Source organism: Georhizobium sp. MAB10, assembly GCF_045012825.1.
GTDB lineage: Bacteria > Pseudomonadota > Alphaproteobacteria > Rhizobiales > Rhizobiaceae > Georhizobium > Georhizobium profundi.
Genome location: NZ_CP118314.1, coordinates 3194957 through 3214111 on the forward strand (window position 1 = coordinate 3194957; position 19155 = coordinate 3214111).

Consider the following 19155-nt stretch of genomic DNA (forward strand, 5'->3'; position numbering starts at 1 on the left):
CTCACATGTTCTGGTACACCGGCCCTTCCCCACCCTGCGGCGGGACCCAGTTGATGTTCTGGTTGGGATCCTTGATGTCGCAGGTCTTGCAGTGCACGCAGTTCTGCGCGTTGATCACATAGGTCGGCTCGCCGCCGCCTTCCGTGTGCCACTCATAGACAGCGGCCGGGCAGTAGCGCGCAGATGGGCCGGCGAAGACGCCCCATTCGGACTTCTTCTGCAGCTCCATGTCCTTCACCTGGAGATGGACCGGCTGGTCCTCCTCGTGATTGGTGTTGGAGAGGTAGACCGACGAGAGCCGATCGAAGGTGAGCACGCCATCTGGCTTCGGATAATCGATCTTCTTGTGCTTGGAGGCTGGCTCGAGCGCTTCATGGTCTGCCACGCCGTGCTTCTGGGTTCCAAAAGGCGACCAGCCGCGAAACAGCGTCGTCAGCCACATGTCGATGCCGCCGAGCGCAATGCCGGCCATGCCGAAGCGCGACCAGAACGGCTTGACGTTGCGTACTCGGCTCAGGTCCTCGCCGACCGGCGATGTCCGCCAGGCCTGATCGTATCCCTCGACCGCATCATGCGAGCGTCCCGCCTTGATCGCATCCGCCACATGTTCGGCAGCCAGCATCCCAGACAGCACCGCGTTGTGAGAACCCTTGATGCGCGGCACGTTGACGAAGCCGGCCGAACAGCCGATCAGCGCCCCGCCCGGGAAGACGAGCTTCGGTACCGACTGGAAGCCGCCTTCGGAGATCGCCCGGGCGCCATAGGAAACGCGCTTGGCACCTTCGAACACATCAGCGATCTTCGGATGCGTCTTGAACCGCTGGAATTCGTCGAAGGGCGACAGGTGTGGGTTCTTGTAGTTCAGGTGGACGACGAAGCCGACGGCGACGAGATTGTCTTCGAGATGGTAGAGGAACGAGCCGCCGCCGGTCTTGTAATCGAGAGGCCAACCAAAGGAATGCTGCACGAGGCCCGGGCGGTGGTTCTCAGGCTTCACCTCCCACAGCTCTTTCAGGCCAATGCCGTATTTCTGCGGCTCGCTGTCCTTGGCAAGCGCATATTTGGCGATCAGCTTCTTGGCGAGCGAGCCGCGCACGCCTTCGCCGATGAGCACGTATTTGCCGAGCAGTTCCATGCCTGGCTGGAAGCTCGGACCCCGCGTGCCATCGCGCTCCATGCCCATGTCTCCCGTCACCACGCCGATGACGGCGCCGGCATCGTCATAGATCAGGTCGGCAGCTGCAAAGCCCGGATAGATTTCGACGCCCAACTCTTCCGCCTTGCCGGCAAGCCAGCGGCAGACATTGCCGAGCGACACGATGTAGTTGCCGTGATTGTTCATCAGCGGCGGCATCAGGAAATTCGGAAGGCGCATGCCGCCTGCCGGGCCGAGCACGAGGAATTGATCTTCGGTGACGGGGGTTTTGAAGGGGTGATCGGCTTCGCTCCGCCAATCGGGAAGGAGCTGGTCGATGCCGGATGGATCGACGACGGCACCGGACAGGATGTGGGCACCGACCTCGCCACCCTTTTCGAGCACGACGACGTTGATTTCAGGATCGCGCTGCTTCAGCCGGATCGCGGCTGCCAGACCAGCAGGGCCAGCGCCGACGATCACGACGTCGAATTCCATGCTTTCGCGTTCGATTGCAGCCTCGGTCGTGTCGTTCATCCGGTGTTTCCTCATTCGTCTGGAGCAGAGATGCCGGCACGCACCGCCGCTGAAAGCCTACTCTCCATGGCAAAACGTCAACACATTGTCGACCCGTCCCGTTCCCGAGACGGCCGGGAAATCCCTGCGCGTTTGCCAGCGCCGCGGAAGGACGATAATTGAGGGGCATGCATTCCAACGATCTCGCCCAGCTCTCAGATCGCGATCTGGCTGCCCTGCTCGCCTTCTACGCCGATGCCGGTGTCGACTGCATGCTGGAGGATGCCGCGATCGATCGCTTCGCGGAAAGCGCGACCCTACGCTCCGAGCGATCCGGTCCGATCGCCGGGCGTGCCGATGTGTCGGTTCGGCCAGGCGAGCGGGATCCCCGCCCTCTGCCGGCGACGCCGCGCGAGGGTCCCGGCGAAGGTCGCGTCGTACAATCCTCGCAGCAGTCGAACGGTATGCCGGTCGGGATCATTCCCGACGAGGTCGCGCTTGCCGATGCGCGGCAGAAGGCACGGCAAGCCACGACGCTTGCCGAACTGCGCGAGGCCGTGAGCGACTATGCCGGCTGCAGCCTCAAATTCAGCGCCAAGACCACAGTCTTTGCCGATGGCAATCCGCAGGCGCGGGTGATGATCGTCGGCGGCGCACCCGGCCGCGAGGAAGATCTGCAAGGCCTCCCCTTCGTCGGCCGCGAGGGCCAGATGCTCGACCGGATGCTGGGCGCAATCGGGCTCAACCGTGAGACCATCTATCTCACCAATCTGATCTTCTGGCGGCCGCCCGGCAATCGAACGCCGACGCCGCATGAGGTGGCGCTTTGCCGGCCCTTTGCCGAGCGCCATATCGAGCTCGTCGATCCGGAAATCCTGGTTGTCCTTGGCAATGTCGTGACCAAGGGCCTCATGGACATGACCGGCAACATCACCGCGCAGTGCGGCACCTGGACGGACTATCGGCTCGGCGATCGCACCTGGCCGGCACTGCCGATGCTCGACCCACAGGCTCTGCTCGCAAGTCCGGCCCACAAGAAAGTCGCCTGGCGCGATCTTTTGGCGCTCAAAGCACGGCTGGACGCGTAGTTCCCAGCCGTTTGACGCCGGATGACACCCTGCGTGTCGTCATTGGGCCGGTGTCTGCCATGATTTCGTGCAATTCGAGGTTCAGGGCGGGCGTTGCGGTCAGACTGCTTCGCGACCCGTCCTCACATCCTTGCCCAAAACGACAACAACAAAATCGGCGGCGTTTGCCCATGGTCACCAATCTTTTGCCAATCGGCAGTCTGCTTTTTTCAGCGTTCCTGATGCTGATGGCAGGCGGTCTTGCCGGATATCTGCTGCCGCTTCGCGCCGTAGCCGAGGGCTGGTCGACGCTGTCGGTTTCACTGATGGCCACGAGTTATGCGATAGGCTTCACGACCGGGTGTGTGCTGACCCCGCGGCTTGTGCTGCGCGTCGGGCATGTTCGCGTCTTCGCCGTGCTCGCGACGCTGATGTCGGTATCGGTGCTCATGCATGCGCTGATCGTCCATCCGCTGGCTTGGATTCTCATTCGTGCGGTGGCGGGATTTTCGATCGCCGGTGGCTACATGGTCATCGAAAGCTGGCTCAACGAGCGTGTGACCAACGAGACGCGCGGCAGCGTGTTCTCGGTCTACATGACCATTTCGATGCTTGGCCTCATGATGGGCCAGTTTGCCGTACCGCTTGGCGATGCGGCCGGACCCACGCTCTTCATCGTCGGCGCGCTGCTCTACAGTTTGGCGGTGATCCCGACCGGGATATCGAGCGCGCAGTCGCCGCAGCCGCTGAGCCAGGTGACGCTCGACATCCGCAAGCTCTTCCGCAACTCGCCAGCCTCCGTCGTCGGCGCCGTGCTGGCCGGAGCGATCGCGAGTGCGTGGAGCAATCTGGGGCCCGTCTATTCGCAGCAGAGCGGGCTCTCCACCGCGGAAGGCGCGACGATGCTCGCTGCCGCCATGATTGGCGGAGCGGTGTTCCAGATCCCGCTCGGCCGGTTTTCGGACCGCACCGACCGCCGCTATGTCATGATCTTCGCAGGGCTGGTCGGTCTGGTGCTGTCGCTTGCCGCCGTCCTGGTCGGCGTCGACAGCCGCTGGGCGTTCTTCCTGACGATGTTCCTGCTGGGCTCGGTGCTCTTCCCGATCTATTCGCTGAATGTCGCTCATGCGAACGACCATGCCGAGCCGAACGCGTTCGTGGAGGTCTCGAGCGGCCTTTTGATCATTTACGGCTTCGGCACGATGATCGGACCGCTCGTCACGGGTGCCGCCATGGATGCGTTTGGGCCGTGGGCGCTCTTTGCGACAATCGCCACGGCATTCGGGCTCTATTCGGCTTACGCCTTCTACCGCACCACCAAGCGCGCCAAGCCGGCCGAAGAGGCGCGGTCCGATTTCCGGGCGATCCCGATCGGCAAGGGGCAGACGCCGCAGACGGTGGAACTGGATCCGCGCGTCGACGTGACCCCCGACGACGTGATCCAGGAGCGGCCTGCGGCTTGAGGCGTGAGCTTCAACCGCCTAGTGCGCGACTGAGGCGCTGCGCGCGAAGCTGACCGTAAAGCGGCAGCCGGGATTGGCGCGGGGCTCGATCTTGAGTTCCGCTTCCAACTGGCGTGCGAAAGAGTTCACGATCTTGAGGCCGAGGCTCTCCCGTGCAGCTTCGAAATCGAAGTCCGGCGGAAAGCCGTTGCCCTGATCACTCACGCTGACCGTGACGCGCTCGTCATCGGCTTCGACCTTGACGGCGATGGGGCCGTGCTGGCCTTCTGGATAAGCGTATTTCATCGCGTTGGTGATCGTCTCGTTGACAAACAGCCCCAGCGGGATGGCGCGGTCGGCCGACATTTTGAGCGGCGACGGGCCTTCGCATGAGATGGGATGGCCGGGGCCGGCGCCTTCGAGGTTGCGACAGAGATCGCGCAGGAACCCGACGAGGTCGACCTCGCCCACCATCTCGCCGCGCCAGAGATGATCGTGCACCTGCGCAACGGTCGCGACTCGCGATCCTGCATCGTCCAGCGCCTTGCGCACCTCGTCGGATACGCCGCCGCGGGCCTGGATGCGCAGCAGGCTGGACACGACAGCGAGCGAGTTCTTGACCCGGTGGCTCATTTCACGCGTCAAAAGCGACTGGTGCTCCAGCGCCTGCGCCAGAAGCCGGTCCTTATGCTGGCGCTCGATGGCGATGCCGAGCAGTGCCGCAAAACCCGCCAGGAAATGCGCGTCGGAGGTGTCGAACATGCCTGCATCCGGGCTGTCGACCTCCATGACGCCGAAGCGTTCCGGCCCGTCGCCATACTCGATCAGCACATTGATCGCGCGACGGATGTTGTGCCTGCGCAAAAGTTCGGGTGTGCGGAACCGCTCCTCGTGCTCCAGATGGTTCGAGAGGACCGATTGGCGCGTATGGTAGGCAAAGCCCGCCGGCGAGGCCAGATCGGCACCAAGCGCCGCATTGCCCACCGAGCCTTCTTCCCAGCCGACGCCGGCGACCATCAGGAGGTCGTTCTGCTCCGGCCGGTAACACAGGATCTTCGCATAGGGCGTGCGCAGGCCAGCGGCGCACAGTTCCGTCGCTCGCTGCAGCACCGCATCGAGATCACGCGACTGCAAGGCGAAGCTCGCGAATTCGGCGAGCAGCGATTGCTGGGACAGGCGGTAGGTGAGTTCGTCGGTCGTCAACGTTTCGACCGCCAGGGTGCCTTGAAGCGATTCATTCATGGATGATGCGTGTCCCCCGCCCTCAAGGCGGCCCGTCGTGTGCCCGGTTGATGGTCGGTCCGAGCATTGTTTCGTTCGGCGCATCAGATGGGATCTGCCATTGCGCTTTCCAAGCTTTGGCTCACCTTCCCGCCATTTGCAAAGTGCGCCAGCCCCCACCGTGTTGAAGACGGCGCTCCATAATTTCTGCTGCGACGCTATGCCTCACCGCATGATACTCTACCTGTCGGCATGGGGGCTTTGCATCCGGGAGCATCACGATGCGCATACGCGAACGCAAGGAGTTCATGAACAAGCCTAAACCACTCGCATTCCCGCCCGATACGCCGGTGAGCGAAGCGGTGAAGCAGATGTCGGAGATGAATTACGGCTCAGTGGTGGTGGTCGATCCGCAGAACAAGCTTCTGGGGATCGTCACGGAGCGCGATCTGATGAAGCGGCTCATCAACCAGGGTCGGGATGCGCACCAGACGATGCTCGGCGACATCATGAGCCGCAACGTCAAGGTCGCCCATGCCGACGACAATGTCGTCGAATGGCTGCAGATCATGTCGAACGAGCGTTTCCGGCGCTTGCCCGTTGTGGACAACCAAGGTCGCGTGACGGCAATCATGACGCAGGGCGATTTCGTGTCCTACACCTGGCCGGACATGATCGACCATGCGCGGGACGTCACCCGGGCGACGATCTCGTCCAACCTGCAATTCGTGCTGATCGCGGCCGGCATCCTGATCTACACGGTGATCCTGATCGCCTTCCTGACGAGCTGACGATCAGCCTTGCGGCGTGACGAGCCTGCGCGCGGCGCGCCGTTCGAGGCCGAGCTGATGCTCGCGTACGATGATGTAGATGCCGGCACCGATGACGATGGCGGTGCCAAGCAGCATCGACCAGGTCGGGACGTCGCCGAACATCAGATAGCCGATCGCGATGCCCAGGATGATGGAGGTGTATTCGAACGGCGCGATCGTCGAAGCATCGGCATAACGGTAGCACTGGGTCAGCAGGATCTGGCCGACACCACCGAAGAAGCCGGCAGCCATGAGCAGAGCGAACCGCTCCGCGTCGAGCGCTGCCCAGCCGAATGGCAGTGTCAAAAGCGCAAGCAGCGTCGCTGAGAGCGAGAAATAGAGCACGATCGTCGGCGTCCGCTCGGTGGCGACGAGCCGCCGCACGAGGATCATTGCGCAGGCGCCGAGTGCAGCGGAGGCGAGAATGGCCAGCACGCCGAACGCTTCCTCGGACGAACCGACACCGCTGTTGAACAGCGTGAGGCGCGGCCAGGATATGATCATGACACCGACGAGACCGACGAGCACCGCGCTCCAGCGGTAGATGCGCACCTGCTCCTTCAGGAAAATCGCCGCGAAAACGACGGTCAGCAGCGGCATCGCGTAACCGAGCGCGATCGTGTCCGGCAGGGGAAGCTTGGTGAGGCCATAAAAGCCGAGGCCCATCGAGCAGACGCCGACAAAGCCACGCAGAAAGTGCGACAGGGGTGCTGTCGTGGCGAAAGCGGTGCGCAGCTGCCGGCGCAGAGCCAGGTAGGTAAGGATCGGCACCATCGCAAAGAGCGACCGATAGAAAACGATCTGACCTGCAGGAATCCCCTCACCCGCCGCCTTGATGCAGGTGGACATGCCGATGAAGACCGTGACGGAAGCAATCTTGAGCAGGATGCCGCGGATCGTCTCCGGGTCGGGAGCGAGAGCAGACACGTCACCCGGCGCGGCTGATGCGGCTTCCGGGGATGACGAATTGGCCTGCCTGGCAGGAGAAGGAGGGGTCACGGCACGACTCAAGGGGTTTGGTAAGCAACCCTGATTAGCCGGGAACGCGGCCGATGTCTGAAAAAACACCGGCCGCAGAGACGAAACCGGCCTCAAGAACCGGAAGACCGTCCCTCGCCCAGGGTTATTTCGGCGCTTAGTGGCCCTTCGCGTCTTGGATCAGTGCCCACATCCGATCCGGCGTTGCGGGCATTTCTACGTGGCGGATGCCGAGCGGGCCATCGAGCGCGTCAACAAGGGCGTTCATGATCGACGGACACGCCCCGATCGTGCCGGCCTCGCCCGCGCCCTTGATGCCGAGCGCGTTGGTCGTAGACGGCACATTGCGCGTCTCGAACTGGATGAACGGCACGTTGTCTGCCCGCGGCACCGCGTAATCCATGAAGGACGCGGTGATCAGCTGGCCGTCATCGCTATAGACCGCCCGTTCGCCAAGCGCCTGGCCGATGCCTTGCACGACCCCGCCATGGACCTGGCCCATCAGGAGAATGGGGTTCACGGTCACGCCGAAATCGTCGACGATCGTATAGGCGACGACATCCACATGGCCCGTGTCCGGGTCGATCTCGACTTCGGCGATATGGGTGCCGTTCGGATAGGTCGCCTCGTCCTGCTTGATGTCGGAGATGGCTTTCAGGTCTTCCGGATCGGTCGCGCCTTTTGCGAGATCGCCGTAGTTCACCGCGCGGTCCGTGCCGACGATGCGCGCCTGGCCGTCGACCAGTTCGATATCTTCCGGCCCGGCTTCCAGTTCCTTGCCGGCGAGCTTGCGGATCTTCTCGGCGAGAATCTCGGAGGCGTTGGAGACCGAGACGCCGCCGAGCGGAATCGACCGCGAACCGCCAGTGCCGCCGCCGCGATCGAGCTCCTTGGTGTCGCCCTGGCGCACGATGATCTTGTCGAAGTCGATGCCGATCTTTTCCGCGATGAACTGGCTGTAGGCCGTGGCATGGCCCTGCCCGTTCGTCTGCGTTCCGATGAAGAGCGTGATCGTTCCGTCACCGTTTAGTTCGAGATGGGCAGGCTCCGAGCCGGCAAAAGCGCAGGCTTCGATGTAGGTCGCCATTCCGATGCCGCGCAGCTTGCCGCGACTTGCCGCTTCCGCGCGCCGGACTTCGAAATCAGCCCAGCCGGCACGGTCCATCGCCTGGGTCATGTGCCCGTCGAATTCGCCCACGTCGTATTTTCGGCCGGTGGGCGTCTTGTAGGGAAACTGCTCGGGCCGGATGAAATTGATACGGCGAAGCTCTTCCGGCTTGCGGCCGGTTTCGCGCGCGCAGGCATCGACCAGGCGCTCGATCAGATAGGCAGCTTCGGGCCGGCCAGCGCCGCGATACGCATCGACCGGCGCGGTGTGGGTCATGACCGCTTTAATGGTGAGATCGAGGTTCTGAATGTCGTAGACGCCAGTCGACATGGTTGAGCCGATCACCGGAATGTTCGGACCGAATGTGTGGCAATAGGCGCCCATATTGGCGATCGTCTCGATCCGGAGGCCCGTGAAGCGGCCATCCGCATCCATGGCCATCGACGCGGTGACAAGATTGTCACGGCCATGCGCATCGGTGAGAAAATGCTCGGTGCGATCGGACGTCCATTTGACGGGACGCTTCAGGAGCCGTGCAGCCTCCATGGCGAGCGGATATTCGCGATAGGCAAACATCTTGGTGCCGAAGCCGCCGCCGACGTCATGGCTGATGACGCGGACCTTATCGAGATCCATCTTGAAGACGTGTTGCGCCAGCGCCCGGCGCATGGAGTGAACGCCCTGGCTGCCGACCACGATGGTGAAGCCTGCTTCATCATCCCACTCGGCGACGCAGGCACGCGGCTCCAGATAGTTCGACACAAGGCGGTTATTGACGAACTGGATCGTGGTGACATGCGCGGCGGCATCGAAGGCTTTGGCCGTCGCTTCGCGGTTGCCGTTCTCGTGGAGATAGAGCTGATTGCTGCCGAGTTCCGGCCAGACGAGCGGCGCCCCCTCATCGAGCGCGGTCGCAAGATCGGTCTGGGCGTCTTCGGCATCGTAGTCGACCTCAATCAGTTCGGCCGCATCCTGTGCCTGATCGAGGCTGTCGGCAACGATGAAGGCGATCGCGTCGCCGACATAGTTCACCCGGTCCGCAGCCAGCAGCGGAATGTCGCGCACCGGGTGCTCCTCGCCGCTCGGCTGCTTGGCCTTAGCCATGCATTTGATCGGGCCGAGATGAGCGATGTCCTTGGCAATGAGGATAAGCTTCACGCCGGGCGCCGCCTTTGCTTCGTCGAGCGACCCGATCTTGAAGGTGCCGGCTGCCTGGGGCGAGCGCAGCACATAGGAATGCAGCGCGCCTTCGCGCTTGACGTCGTCGGTATAGCGGCCCTCGCCCTTGATCAGCGCATCGTCTTCCTTGCGCAAGGCGGAAGCACCCACTCCGAATTTCGGTGTAGCGATCGTCATGAAATTGTCCTGTATCTCGTCGATGAAGGCGGCTTGGGAGACGGAGCCGAATGACGCGAAAGCGAAACGGGTGCTGAGATCGCACCGGCCGCTTTCTGACCGTCCGATAGTTAAATCCAAGCGCGCGAATGTCGAGCCCGAATAGGCAAAAACATCGTTTGCCCATCGGCGCCAGCATTGCCCCTGCGCTTTCCATGGCAACGCTGTTCCGATAGGACAGCACGATCCCTCACAGTCAGCAAGGCGTGCCATTCATGCGTACCGAGACCGGCCAGGTTTTTCATCTGAGCGATTACCGTCCGACCGATTTTGCCATCGAGACGGTGTCGATGACCTTCCGCCTGGCCGGCGCGGATACGGAAGTCGTGAGCCAGATGACGCTCCGCCGCCGCGATGGCGTTCCGGCCAATGCGCCACTGGTGCTCGACGGCGACGCCCTGGAACTGGTTTCGCTTTCCATCGACAACGAAACCGCGGAGAGCCAGAGATACGACGTCACGCCGGATCGGTTGACGATCCACGATCTGCCGGCGAACGGCACTTTTTCCGTGACGGTCACGACAAGGCTCGACCCGGCCGCCAACACGCAGCTGATGGGGCTCTATCGCTCCAATGGCGTCTATTGCACCCAGTGCGAGGCTGAGGGCTTCCGGAGGATCACCTACTTCCTTGATCGGCCGGATGTTCTCGCCGTCTACACCGTTCGGATCGAGGGCGACCGGAGCGAGACCCCGCTCCTGCTTTCGAATGGCAATCCCGTGGAAGCCGGCGAGCTCGATGGAAACCGGCACTATGCGGTCTGGCACGATCCGCACCCCAAGCCGTCCTACCTCTTTGCCCTCGTCGCTGGTGATCTCGGCGTCGTCGACGATGTCTTCACCACCGCGTCGGGCAGATCGGTCGACCTCAAGATCTATGTGGAGCACGGCAAGGAGGCGCGCGCGGCCTATGCCATGGACGCGCTGAAGCGCTCGATGAAATGGGACGAAGACGTCTTCGGGCTCGAATACGATCTCGACATCTTCCAGATCGTCGCGGTGTCCGATTTCAACATGGGGGCGATGGAGAACAAGGGTCTCAACGTCTTCAACGACAAATATGTGCTGGCTGACCCTGAGACTGCGACCGATGCCGACTACGCCAATATCGAGGCGATCATCGCGCATGAGTACTTCCACAATTGGACCGGCAACAGAATCACTTGCCGCGACTGGTTCCAGCTCTGCCTCAAGGAAGGGCTGACCGTTTACCGCGACCACGAATTCTCCGCCGACATGCGCTCGCGTCCGGTCAAGCGCATTGCCGAGGTGCGGCTTTTGAAGGCGCATCAGTTTCCGGAAGATGCCGGCCCGCTCGCCCACCCGCCCAGGCCGGTGACCTACAGCGAGATCAACAATTTCTATACGGCGACGGTCTACGAGAAAGGCTCGGAGGTCGTGCGCATGATCGCGACGATCCTCGGTGCCGAAGGCTTCCGCAAGGGCATGGATCTCTATTTCGAGCGCCATGACGGTGAAGCCGCGACGATCGAGGATTTCGTCAAATCCTTCGAGGATGCGACCGGCACCGACCTTGCCCAGTTCGCCATCTGGTACCATCAGGCCGGCACGCCGACCGTCAGCGTGTCCGTCAACTACGACCAGCGTTCAGACAGCCTGACCGTCGATCTGGAACAGTCGGTGGCCGCAACGCCCGGTGAAAGCTCCAAGAAGATCATGCACATCCCCTTGCGCTTTGGGCTGCTGCTCGAAGACGGAAGAGAACCCGAACCAGCGGAGGTTTCGGGTGCGCGCATCGATGGCGACGTGATCCATCTGACCGAACGCCGCCAGAGTGTCGTCTTCAAGGGCTTGGGCAGCCGGCCGGTGCTGTCGCTCAACCGCGGATTTTCTGCGCCGATCAATTTGTCCTTCGAACAGGCATCGGCCGATCTCGCCCATATCGCCAAGCACGAAAGCGATGCCTTTGCCCGGTGGCAGGCGCTGAACGAATTTGCGTTGCGGATACTGCTGGATGCGGCGAAGCTTTCGGGTGACGGTCGGGCGGTGTCGGTCCACCCCGACCTAATCGCGGCGCTGATCGCCAGTGCCAGCGACGAGACGCTGGAGCCGGCCTTCCGCGCCCAGGCGCTAAGCCTGCCGAGCGAGGCCGACATTGCGCGCGAACTCGGCAGCAACATCGATCCGGATGCGATCAAGCGCGGCCGCGATGCCGTGCTTGCCGCGGTCGCCCAGGTGCTCAAACCGGTTGCGGAAAAACTGTTCGACGAGATGGCGACGCCCGGGCTCTTCTCGCCGGATGCGATCAGTGCGGGCAAGCGCGCGCTGCGGGCCGTTGCGCTCAGCTACCTCTCGATTGCCGATGCGGACCCAAAACGCGCGCTCGGCGTTTTCGACGAGGCCGACAACATGACGGATATGGCATCGGCGCTTCAGGTTCTGGCGCATCTCTTCCCGGGATCGGCCGAGGCCACACAAGCTCTCGCGGCCTTCGAGGCACGCTTTGGCGGCGACCCGCTGGTGATCGACAAGTGGCTGTCGATCCAGGCCATGGCGCCGGGCGCCGATACGCTCGATCATGTGAAGGGGCTGATGGAAACACGCCATTTCGCGCTCTCCAACCCGAACCGCGTGCGGGCGCTCATCGGCGCCTTTGCATCGGGCAACCCCACGGGGTTCAACCGCGAAGACGGCGCGGGATACGGGTTCCTCGCCGATCAGGTGCTTGCGATCGACGCCCGCAACCCGCAGCTCGCCGCCCGCCTTTTGACTTCCATGCGCTCCTGGCGCTCGCTCGAAGCCGGCCGGCGCGAACACGCACGTGCTGCGCTTTCGCGAATTGCCGCGGTCGAGGGGCTCTCCACCGACGTCAGCGACATCGTGAAACGAACGCTGGCGTAAGGCGCCGTTAACGCAGGGGCCGAGAAGGTTAAAGAAAGATTGCCGACGGCTCTGGACAACACGATTCGCCCATGATTCCTTAGGGCAGATTCGGAGATGGGATAGCCGAATCGCTCCAGAAGGAAGTTGGGAACAATGGCGGAAGCGCAGCCTTTGGGCGCGGCCGATGGCCTTGCCATGTCCACCGACAAGGGTGGGGTGAAAGCGTGGGATGGAAACCTCGCCGGACACGCCAAGCTCTTCGCCCGGCCAACTTATGCGCAGCTGGTCAAGGCTGAGCCCTATCTCAAGCGCTCCATCCCGATCCTCATCGTCGTCTTCCTGCTGGTGGTGGGAGCCGCGCGCTTCGTCGACCTGACGGGCCAGCGCGAAGCCGCCATCGATCAGGGCCGCGACGCCGTCGTCATGGCCGTCACCGCTGCGAGCGCCATCCTGTCAGATGCCGATCTCTCGGGCGACACCGCCCGCTGGGATACCGAAGCACGCCTCAACCGGCTGCTGCCGACGGAGCGGCTGAGCGAAGGCCAGATCATGCTGGTAGCGGACACCACGGCGCGGGTCTTCGCCGCAACGGCCAACGGCTCTTCGCTCATCGGGCTTTCCGCCCATGTGCTGGCGCCTGAAAGCTCCGCCATGTGGCGGTTCGGCCAGCGCGCTGGCGTCGGCGAGATCGAGCATGGCGACGTGTCCTATCTCGTCAGTGTATCGCATCTGCCATCGGGCGAAGGTTCGGTGCTGACGCTTGCACCGCTGACGCCGATCATGGAGGACTGGCGCCGTTCCGTGTCGCTGAACGTCACGCTGTTCACGGCCACGTCGGCAGTGCTGCTCGTCATCCTCTACGCCTATTTCAGCCAGGCCACCCGGGCACGGGAAGCCGACGATATCTACATGGAATCGCATCTGCGCGTGGATACGGCGCTCTCGCGCGGCCGCTGCGGTCTGTGGGACTGGGACATGGCGCGAGGGCGTATGTACTGGTCGAGCTCGATGTACGAAATGCTCGGCATGCCGCCGCGCGACTGCGTGCTGTCGTTCGGCGATGCGATGCGGCTCATGCATCCCGACGACAGCGATCTCTATTCGATTGCCCGATCCATCGCACGCGGCGAGACCAAGCAGGTCGACCAGATTTTCCGCATGCGCCATGCCGATGGCCATTATGTGTGGATGCGCGCCCGTGCGCAGGTGATCGACCGCTCGTCGACCCAGACACATCTCATCGGTATCGCCATGGATGTGACCGAGCAGCACAAGCTCGTGCAGAAGACGGCCGAGGCCGATCAGCGCCTGTTCGAGGCGATCGAAAGCACGTCCGAAGCCTTCGTGCTTTGGGACAAGAACGAAGAGCTCGTGCTCTGCAACTCAAACTACCGCACCATGTACGGCCTGCCGGACGAGGTGCTGCGCCCCGGTACGCCGCGCGCCGTGGTCTATGCGGCCTCGACACGGCCGGTTGTGGAGCGCCGCATGGCGGATGGCGGCACGATCCAGCAGTCGCAGACCAGCGAAGTGCAGCTTGCCGACGGACGCTGGCTGCAGATCAACGAACGCCGCACGCGCGACGGCGGCCTCGTCTCGGTCGGCACGGACATCACGCAGCTGAAGCGCCAGCAGGAGCGGCTGGCCGATTCCGAGAAGCGCCTGATGGCGACCATCGGCGACCTGTCGAACTCGCGCATGAAGCTGCAGCGCCAGACGGTCGAGCTCTCGGAGCTCAACGCCAACTACATGGCCGAGAAGGAACGCGCCCAGGCGGCCAACCAGGCGAAGTCGGCCTTCCTCGCCAACATGTCGCACGAGTTGCGCACACCGCTGAATGCCATCATCGGATTCTCGGAAATCCTGCACGCGGGCATGTTCGGGCCGCTCGGCTCGGACAAGTACGTGGAATATGCCCGCGACATCCACGGGTCCGGCACGCATCTGCTCAACGTCATCAACGACATTCTTGACATGTCGAAGATCGAGGCCGGCCAGATGAAGCTGGAGCGCGAGGCGATCGACCTTGCGCCGCTCGTCGAGGAAGCCATGCGCCTGACCGCCATCCCGGCGGAAAAGAAGCACCTTCACGTGGTGCAGCGCATCGAGCCGGGCCTGGCGTTGCCGGCGGACCGCCGTGCGATGAAGCAGATCCTGCTCAACCTTCTGTCGAACGCCGTAAAATTCACCGACGAAGGTGGACGCGTGGCCGTGACCGCGCGAAAAGTGTCCGGTGCGGTCATCCTATCAATCGCCGACAGCGGCATCGGCATTCCGAAATCCTCGCTCGGCAAGATCGGTCAGCCCTTCGAGCAAGTGCAGAACCAGTTTTCGCGCACCAATGGCGGCTCGGGGCTCGGCCTCGCGATTTCCCGGTCGTTGACCGAACTGCACGGTGGAACGATGCGCATCAAGTCGATCGAAGGCGTCGGAACCATCGTCTCGATCCGCATCCCCAACCGCGAGCAGCGCCGCCTATCGAACGTCATCGCGTTCGCCAATGAGCAGGGACGGTACGAAGCGCGGGTGGCTTGAGCCGGCTGGCCTGGTGATACCGTCGATCGGCTGACATTTGTCGAATGGATGGTGCGGTAGATCCTCGGCGCGAGGCCGAGGATGACAGGTGTTCAGAGCCCGTAGCGCAACCTAAGCGTCGGCATGGTGCGGTCTTTCGGTCATCACGGTCGGGCTTTTCCCGACGATCCGCTGAGCTGAGACTCAGTCGGTCCTGGATGCGTCTCATCCCCGAGCACCGCCCGGGGATAAGGTTTTCCTGCTTCTGCGGCTGGCCTATCGGCCGTAGCGCTCCATCATGCCGTGGTGACCACCTCCAGGACCCTTGCCATGGTGGCCCATGCGGCCGTGCGGGCCGCGCATGCCCTCGCCGCGACTGGGCATTTCGTCTGCGGTCAGCACGCCATCATCGTTGCGGTCCATGAGAGCAAAGCGCTTTTCCTGGTGGCGCTCCAGTTCCTCGATGGTGATCTCACCGTCGCCATTGATGTCGAAGCGGTCCAGCAAGCGGGCTTCGCGGCGTTCCTGACGGCGCTGGTCGATGGCGCTCGTCAATTCTTCCATGGAGACCACACCGTCGCCATCGGCATCAGCTTCGCTCAACCAGCCAAGACGGCGCTGGCCGAATTCCTCGACGCTGATATCGCCCGAACCGTCCTGATCGAGCCGCTGCAGCATGCGATCCGCACGGCGGCCGGGACCGCGCATGGCCGGGCCGGCATCGGCGTCTTCTTCCATGATTTCCGCGTCGCCGCCTTCCATCGAGCCGGCATCATCGTCCATCGGCTCTTCGATCGCGGGCACCGTCTGGTCGTCGGCGTTGTCGGATTGCTGGGCGATCGCGAAGCTCGACGTGGCGAGAAGGGCCGCGATCAGTGTCGCCAAAGTGGCCTTGCGTGCGATTGTCATCCTCATACTCCTTCGTGGGCGCAGTCCGCTTCCAAGCGGCTTCGGGCCATTGAGATCGACCGGATCCGGTCCGGCAAAGCCGCGGCGTTCAACCGAAGCTCTGGGAAGGAAGGTGCCATTCGGCCGATGAATGGCGGATGACCATGGCATTACAATTCAGTAATCTTTGCAGAGGCTTGCCGCTTAAAGCTGGAGTGGATCAACCCTTGCTGTGCACAGCGGTGGCCTGTGCGATGTCGGCGTTCAACAGGCCGAGCATGATCGTGCGCACCTGCTTTGCCTGCCGTTTCAGGTCCGCCTCGAGCGTCTTCAGGTCCGGTAATTCGGCCGTTCGGCAGAGCTGGTCGATCAGGCCGGCGGGGGCCTCGGCGGGGTCGAAATCGCTGTCGAGGCAGAGCCGCATCATCTGCGAAAGCTCCGTCTCGAGCGACAAGGCGGCCAGCACCGTCTCCAGATCGTCGTCTTTAAGCTTCCTCGGCCCCAAAGCCGCCAACACATCGGCGGTGGTCGTCGGCCGTTCGGCGCCGTCCGGAAACGCCTCCACGAGCGCCAGATGCTGCGCCATGAACTCGATGTCCACCAGACCGCCGGGAATGAGCTTCAGGTCCCAGTTGCTCTTCGGTGGTTTTTCCTGATCCATCAGCTGGCGCATCTCCAAGACGTCGGACGCGATCTTCGCCCGATCCGGTCGACCGGCGATGATCTCGGCCACGATCGTGTCGACATCTGCTCTGAGGCTTTCGTCGCCAGCGACGGTACGCGCCCGGGTCAACGCCATGTGCTCCCAGGTCCAGGCTTCTTCGCGCTGATACTTGGCGAATGCGTTGATGCGGGTCGCGACCGGGCCCTTGTTGCCGGAAGGGCGCAGGCGCAGATCGACCTCATAAAGCACACCCTCCGATGTCGGCGCCGACAGGGCGGCGATGAGGCGCTGCGTCAGCCGGGCAAAATAGCGCGGCGGGTCGATGGGCTTCTTGCCGTCCGATTCATCGGCGTCGGCGTCGTGGTCGTAGATCAGGAGCAGATCGATATCGGAGCCGGCCGTCATTTCGTGGCTGCCGAGCTTGCCCATGCCAAGCAGGGCCACGCGCTGTCCGGGCACCTTGCCGTGGACCGAGGCGACTTCCGCTTCCACTGCCCGCAGCGTCGTCTCGAGAATGAGGTCGGCCAGATCGGTGAGCGCCCGACCAGCGCGCGCGCCGGTGATCGCGCCGGTCAGCAAGCGCACGCCGATGAGGAAGCGCTGTTCGGAAGCGACGATGCGCAGCCGATCGAGAATCTCCTCATAGGCAAAATTGCCGAGCAGAAACGCATCGAGACGTTGCTTGAGATAGTCGCGCGTCGGCAGTTCGGCGAGCAGCGACGGATCGAGCATGCCGTCGAAGACATGCGGCTTGCGCGCGATGATGTCGGCCAGACGCGGCGCCGACGACATGATCGTGACGATGAGCGAAAGCAGCCCCGGGTTCTGGCCGAGCAGCGAGAAAAGCTGGATGCCCGATGGCAGGCCGGAGAGGAAGCTGTCGAAGCGCAGCAATGCCTCGTCGGCGCGCCGCGTGCGGCCAAACGCGGTCAGAAGCTTCGGCGTCAGTTCCGTCAGGCGCTCCCGCGCTTCGGCGGACTGGGTCGCACGGTAGCGGCCATAGTGCCAGGTGCGGATGATCTTGGCGATCTCCGAGGGTTTGTCGAAGCCCAGCCGCTTCAGCGTCGCCATCGTGTCGGGGTCGTCGTCCTCGCCGGTGAAAACGAGGTTCCCGGCCTCGCCGGACAGGTGGCTCTCGTGCTCGAAGAGTTCGGCGTAGTGGTGCTCGACCGTCTTCAGACGGCGCGTGAAGTCGGCGGCGAAAACCTTGGTGTCTTTGTGCCCGGCGAGGTAAGCGATGCGCTTCAGCTCCGCTTCGGTCTCCGGCAAAGTGTGGCTCTGCTCGTCGCCGACAATCTGAATGCGGTGCTCGATATCGCGCAGGTACCAGTAGGCTTCGGTCAGCGTATCGGCGGTTTCGGCATCGATCCACCGGGCCTGCACCAGCGCCTGGAGCATCTCGTCGGTGCGCCGCCCGCGCAGGGCCGGCATGCGGCCACCGGCGATCAGCTGCTGCGTCTGGACGAAGAACTCGATCTCGCGGATGCCGCCGCGGCCGAGCTTGACGTTGTGCCCCTTGACCGCGATATCGCCGAAACCACGATGGGCGTGGATCTGGCGCTTGATGGAATGGATGTCGGCGATCGCCGCATAATCGAGATATTTGCGGAAGACGAAGGGCACGAGCTCGCGGCAGAACTGCTGGCCGGCCTCCAGATCGCCCGCAACGGGCCTCGCCTTGATGAAGGCGGCGCGCTCCCAGTTCTGGCCCCTGCCCTCGTAATAATTCAGCGCGGCTTCGACCGGGATCGCGAGCGGCGTCGAGCCGGGATCCGGACGCAGCCGGAGATCGGTGCGGAAGACATATCCGTCGCCGGTGCGCTCCTGCATGATGCGGATCAGCCGGCGCGCCATCTTGGAGAAGAGATCGGCCCCATCGCCCGGATCCTTCAGCACACGGGCATCCGGCTCGAAAAACAGAACGATGTCGATATCGGAAGAATAGTTCAGTTCGCGCGCGCCGAGCTTGCCCATGCCCAGCACGATGAGGCCCGAGCCCTGGGAGGGATTGGCGCGATCGGGCAGCGTGATCTTGCCGGCATCATCCAGACCAAGCAGCAGGAAATCGATTGCAGCGGCGAGGCTCGCTTCGGCCACATCGCTCAGCCAAGCGGTCGTTTCCGCGGCAGATGCGACGCCCGCAAGATCGGCCAGCCCGAGCGTCAGCGCCGCCTCGCGCTTCAGCCGCCGCAGCGAGGCTATCAGGGCCTGCTCGGTCACGGGGCCTTCAGCGCCTTCGGCAGGCTTCCACGCTTGGCGTGCCCGCCGGCACAGGGCGTCAAGATTGTGATCGAGCGGTTCGGTGACCGCACGCGCCAGCATCGCCGGATCTGCGAAAGCGGTATCGCGCAGAAAGGGTGACAAGGAGAAGGTCGCCGCGAGGAAATCGGCGAGCGCGCTGTTCTTCGCCAACGCTTCCCCCAATCCGGGAGCCCGCGCAGCGAAATCTTTCAGTGCCGCGCGTGCCGATTTCTCGTCGGCCTTGGACAGCGGCCGAAGCGGCGAAGCCAGAAGGTCGGCAAGGGCGGCGGCGGTGGTCAATTCAGTCTTCGTCACGTCGCCCTCCCAGGCG

11 protein-coding genes are annotated in these 19155 nt (G+C 63.4%); 5 read left to right on the top strand and 6 right to left on the bottom strand.

The window, feature by feature from the left end; genetic code table 11:
- Nucleotide 1 precedes the first annotated feature (1 nt).
- Nucleotides 2-1672, bottom strand: a complete 1671-nt coding sequence (locus PU133_RS15270; RefSeq protein WP_404862382.1) for an electron transfer flavoprotein-ubiquinone oxidoreductase — start codon at nt 1670-1672, stop codon at nt 2-4.
- 167 nt (nt 1673-1839) lie between these two features.
- On the opposite strand from PU133_RS15270, the gene PU133_RS15275 reads away from it, so the two are divergent.
- Together PU133_RS15275 and PU133_RS15280 are read left to right on the top strand one after the other, a co-directional pair.
- Nucleotides 1840-2739, top strand: a complete 900-nt coding sequence (locus tag PU133_RS15275) for a uracil-DNA glycosylase family protein (RefSeq protein WP_404864558.1) — start codon at nt 1840-1842, stop codon at nt 2737-2739.
- 170 nt (nt 2740-2909) lie between these two features.
- Entirely contained in the window at nt 2910-4181 is a 1272-nt protein-coding gene (locus tag PU133_RS15280) for an MFS transporter (RefSeq protein WP_404862383.1), read from the top strand.
- A gap of 18 nt (nt 4182-4199) precedes the next feature.
- Here PU133_RS15280 and PU133_RS15285 read toward each other — a convergent pair whose 3' ends face one another.
- Nucleotides 4200-5402: a sensor histidine kinase gene (locus PU133_RS15285; protein WP_404862384.1), complete on the bottom strand. Its 1203-nt coding sequence runs from the start codon at nt 5400-5402 to the stop codon at nt 4200-4202.
- A 260-nt stretch (nt 5403-5662) separates the two neighbouring features.
- Here PU133_RS15285 and PU133_RS15290 point away from each other — a divergent pair, with 260 nt between their 5' ends.
- Nucleotides 5663-6172, top strand: a complete 510-nt coding sequence (locus PU133_RS15290) for a cyclic nucleotide-binding/CBS domain-containing protein (protein WP_404862385.1) — start codon at nt 5663-5665, stop codon at nt 6170-6172.
- Nucleotides 6173-6175: 3 nt separating this feature from the next.
- On the opposite strand, the gene PU133_RS15295 is transcribed toward PU133_RS15290, so the two are convergent.
- On the bottom strand, nt 6176-7042 hold the full coding sequence (locus PU133_RS15295; protein WP_404864559.1) for a DMT family transporter: 867 nt from the start codon (nt 7040-7042) through the stop codon (nt 6176-6178).
- Between the two features lie 286 nt (nt 7043-7328).
- Nucleotides 7329-9635, bottom strand: coding sequence for a xanthine dehydrogenase family protein molybdopterin-binding subunit (locus tag PU133_RS15300; RefSeq protein ID WP_404862386.1), 2307 nt, complete (start codon nt 9633-9635; stop codon nt 7329-7331).
- A 254-nt stretch (nt 9636-9889) separates the two neighbouring features.
- On the opposite strand from PU133_RS15300, the gene pepN reads away from it, so the two are divergent.
- The gene (gene pepN, locus PU133_RS15305) at nt 9890-12535 is read left to right on the top strand and encodes an aminopeptidase N (RefSeq protein WP_404862387.1); all 2646 of its coding nucleotides are present in this window, start codon (nt 9890-9892) and stop codon (nt 12533-12535) included.
- A 135-nt stretch (nt 12536-12670) separates the two neighbouring features.
- Nucleotides 12671-15052: a PAS domain-containing sensor histidine kinase gene (locus PU133_RS15310; protein ID WP_404862388.1), complete on the top strand. Its 2382-nt coding sequence runs from the start codon at nt 12671-12673 to the stop codon at nt 15050-15052.
- 255 nt (nt 15053-15307) lie between these two features.
- Here the strand turns inward: PU133_RS15310 and PU133_RS15315 are convergent, their stop codons facing one another.
- Both PU133_RS15315 and PU133_RS15320 read right to left on the bottom strand, forming a co-directional pair.
- Nucleotides 15308-15940, bottom strand: coding sequence for an EF-hand domain-containing protein (locus tag PU133_RS15315; RefSeq protein WP_404862389.1), 633 nt, complete (start codon nt 15938-15940; stop codon nt 15308-15310).
- 199 nt (nt 15941-16139) lie between these two features.
- Nucleotides 16140-19139, bottom strand: coding sequence for a bifunctional [glutamine synthetase] adenylyltransferase/[glutamine synthetase]-adenylyl-L-tyrosine phosphorylase (locus PU133_RS15320; RefSeq protein WP_404862390.1), 3000 nt, complete (start codon nt 19137-19139; stop codon nt 16140-16142).
- Between the last annotated feature and the right edge of the window lie 16 nt (nt 19140-19155).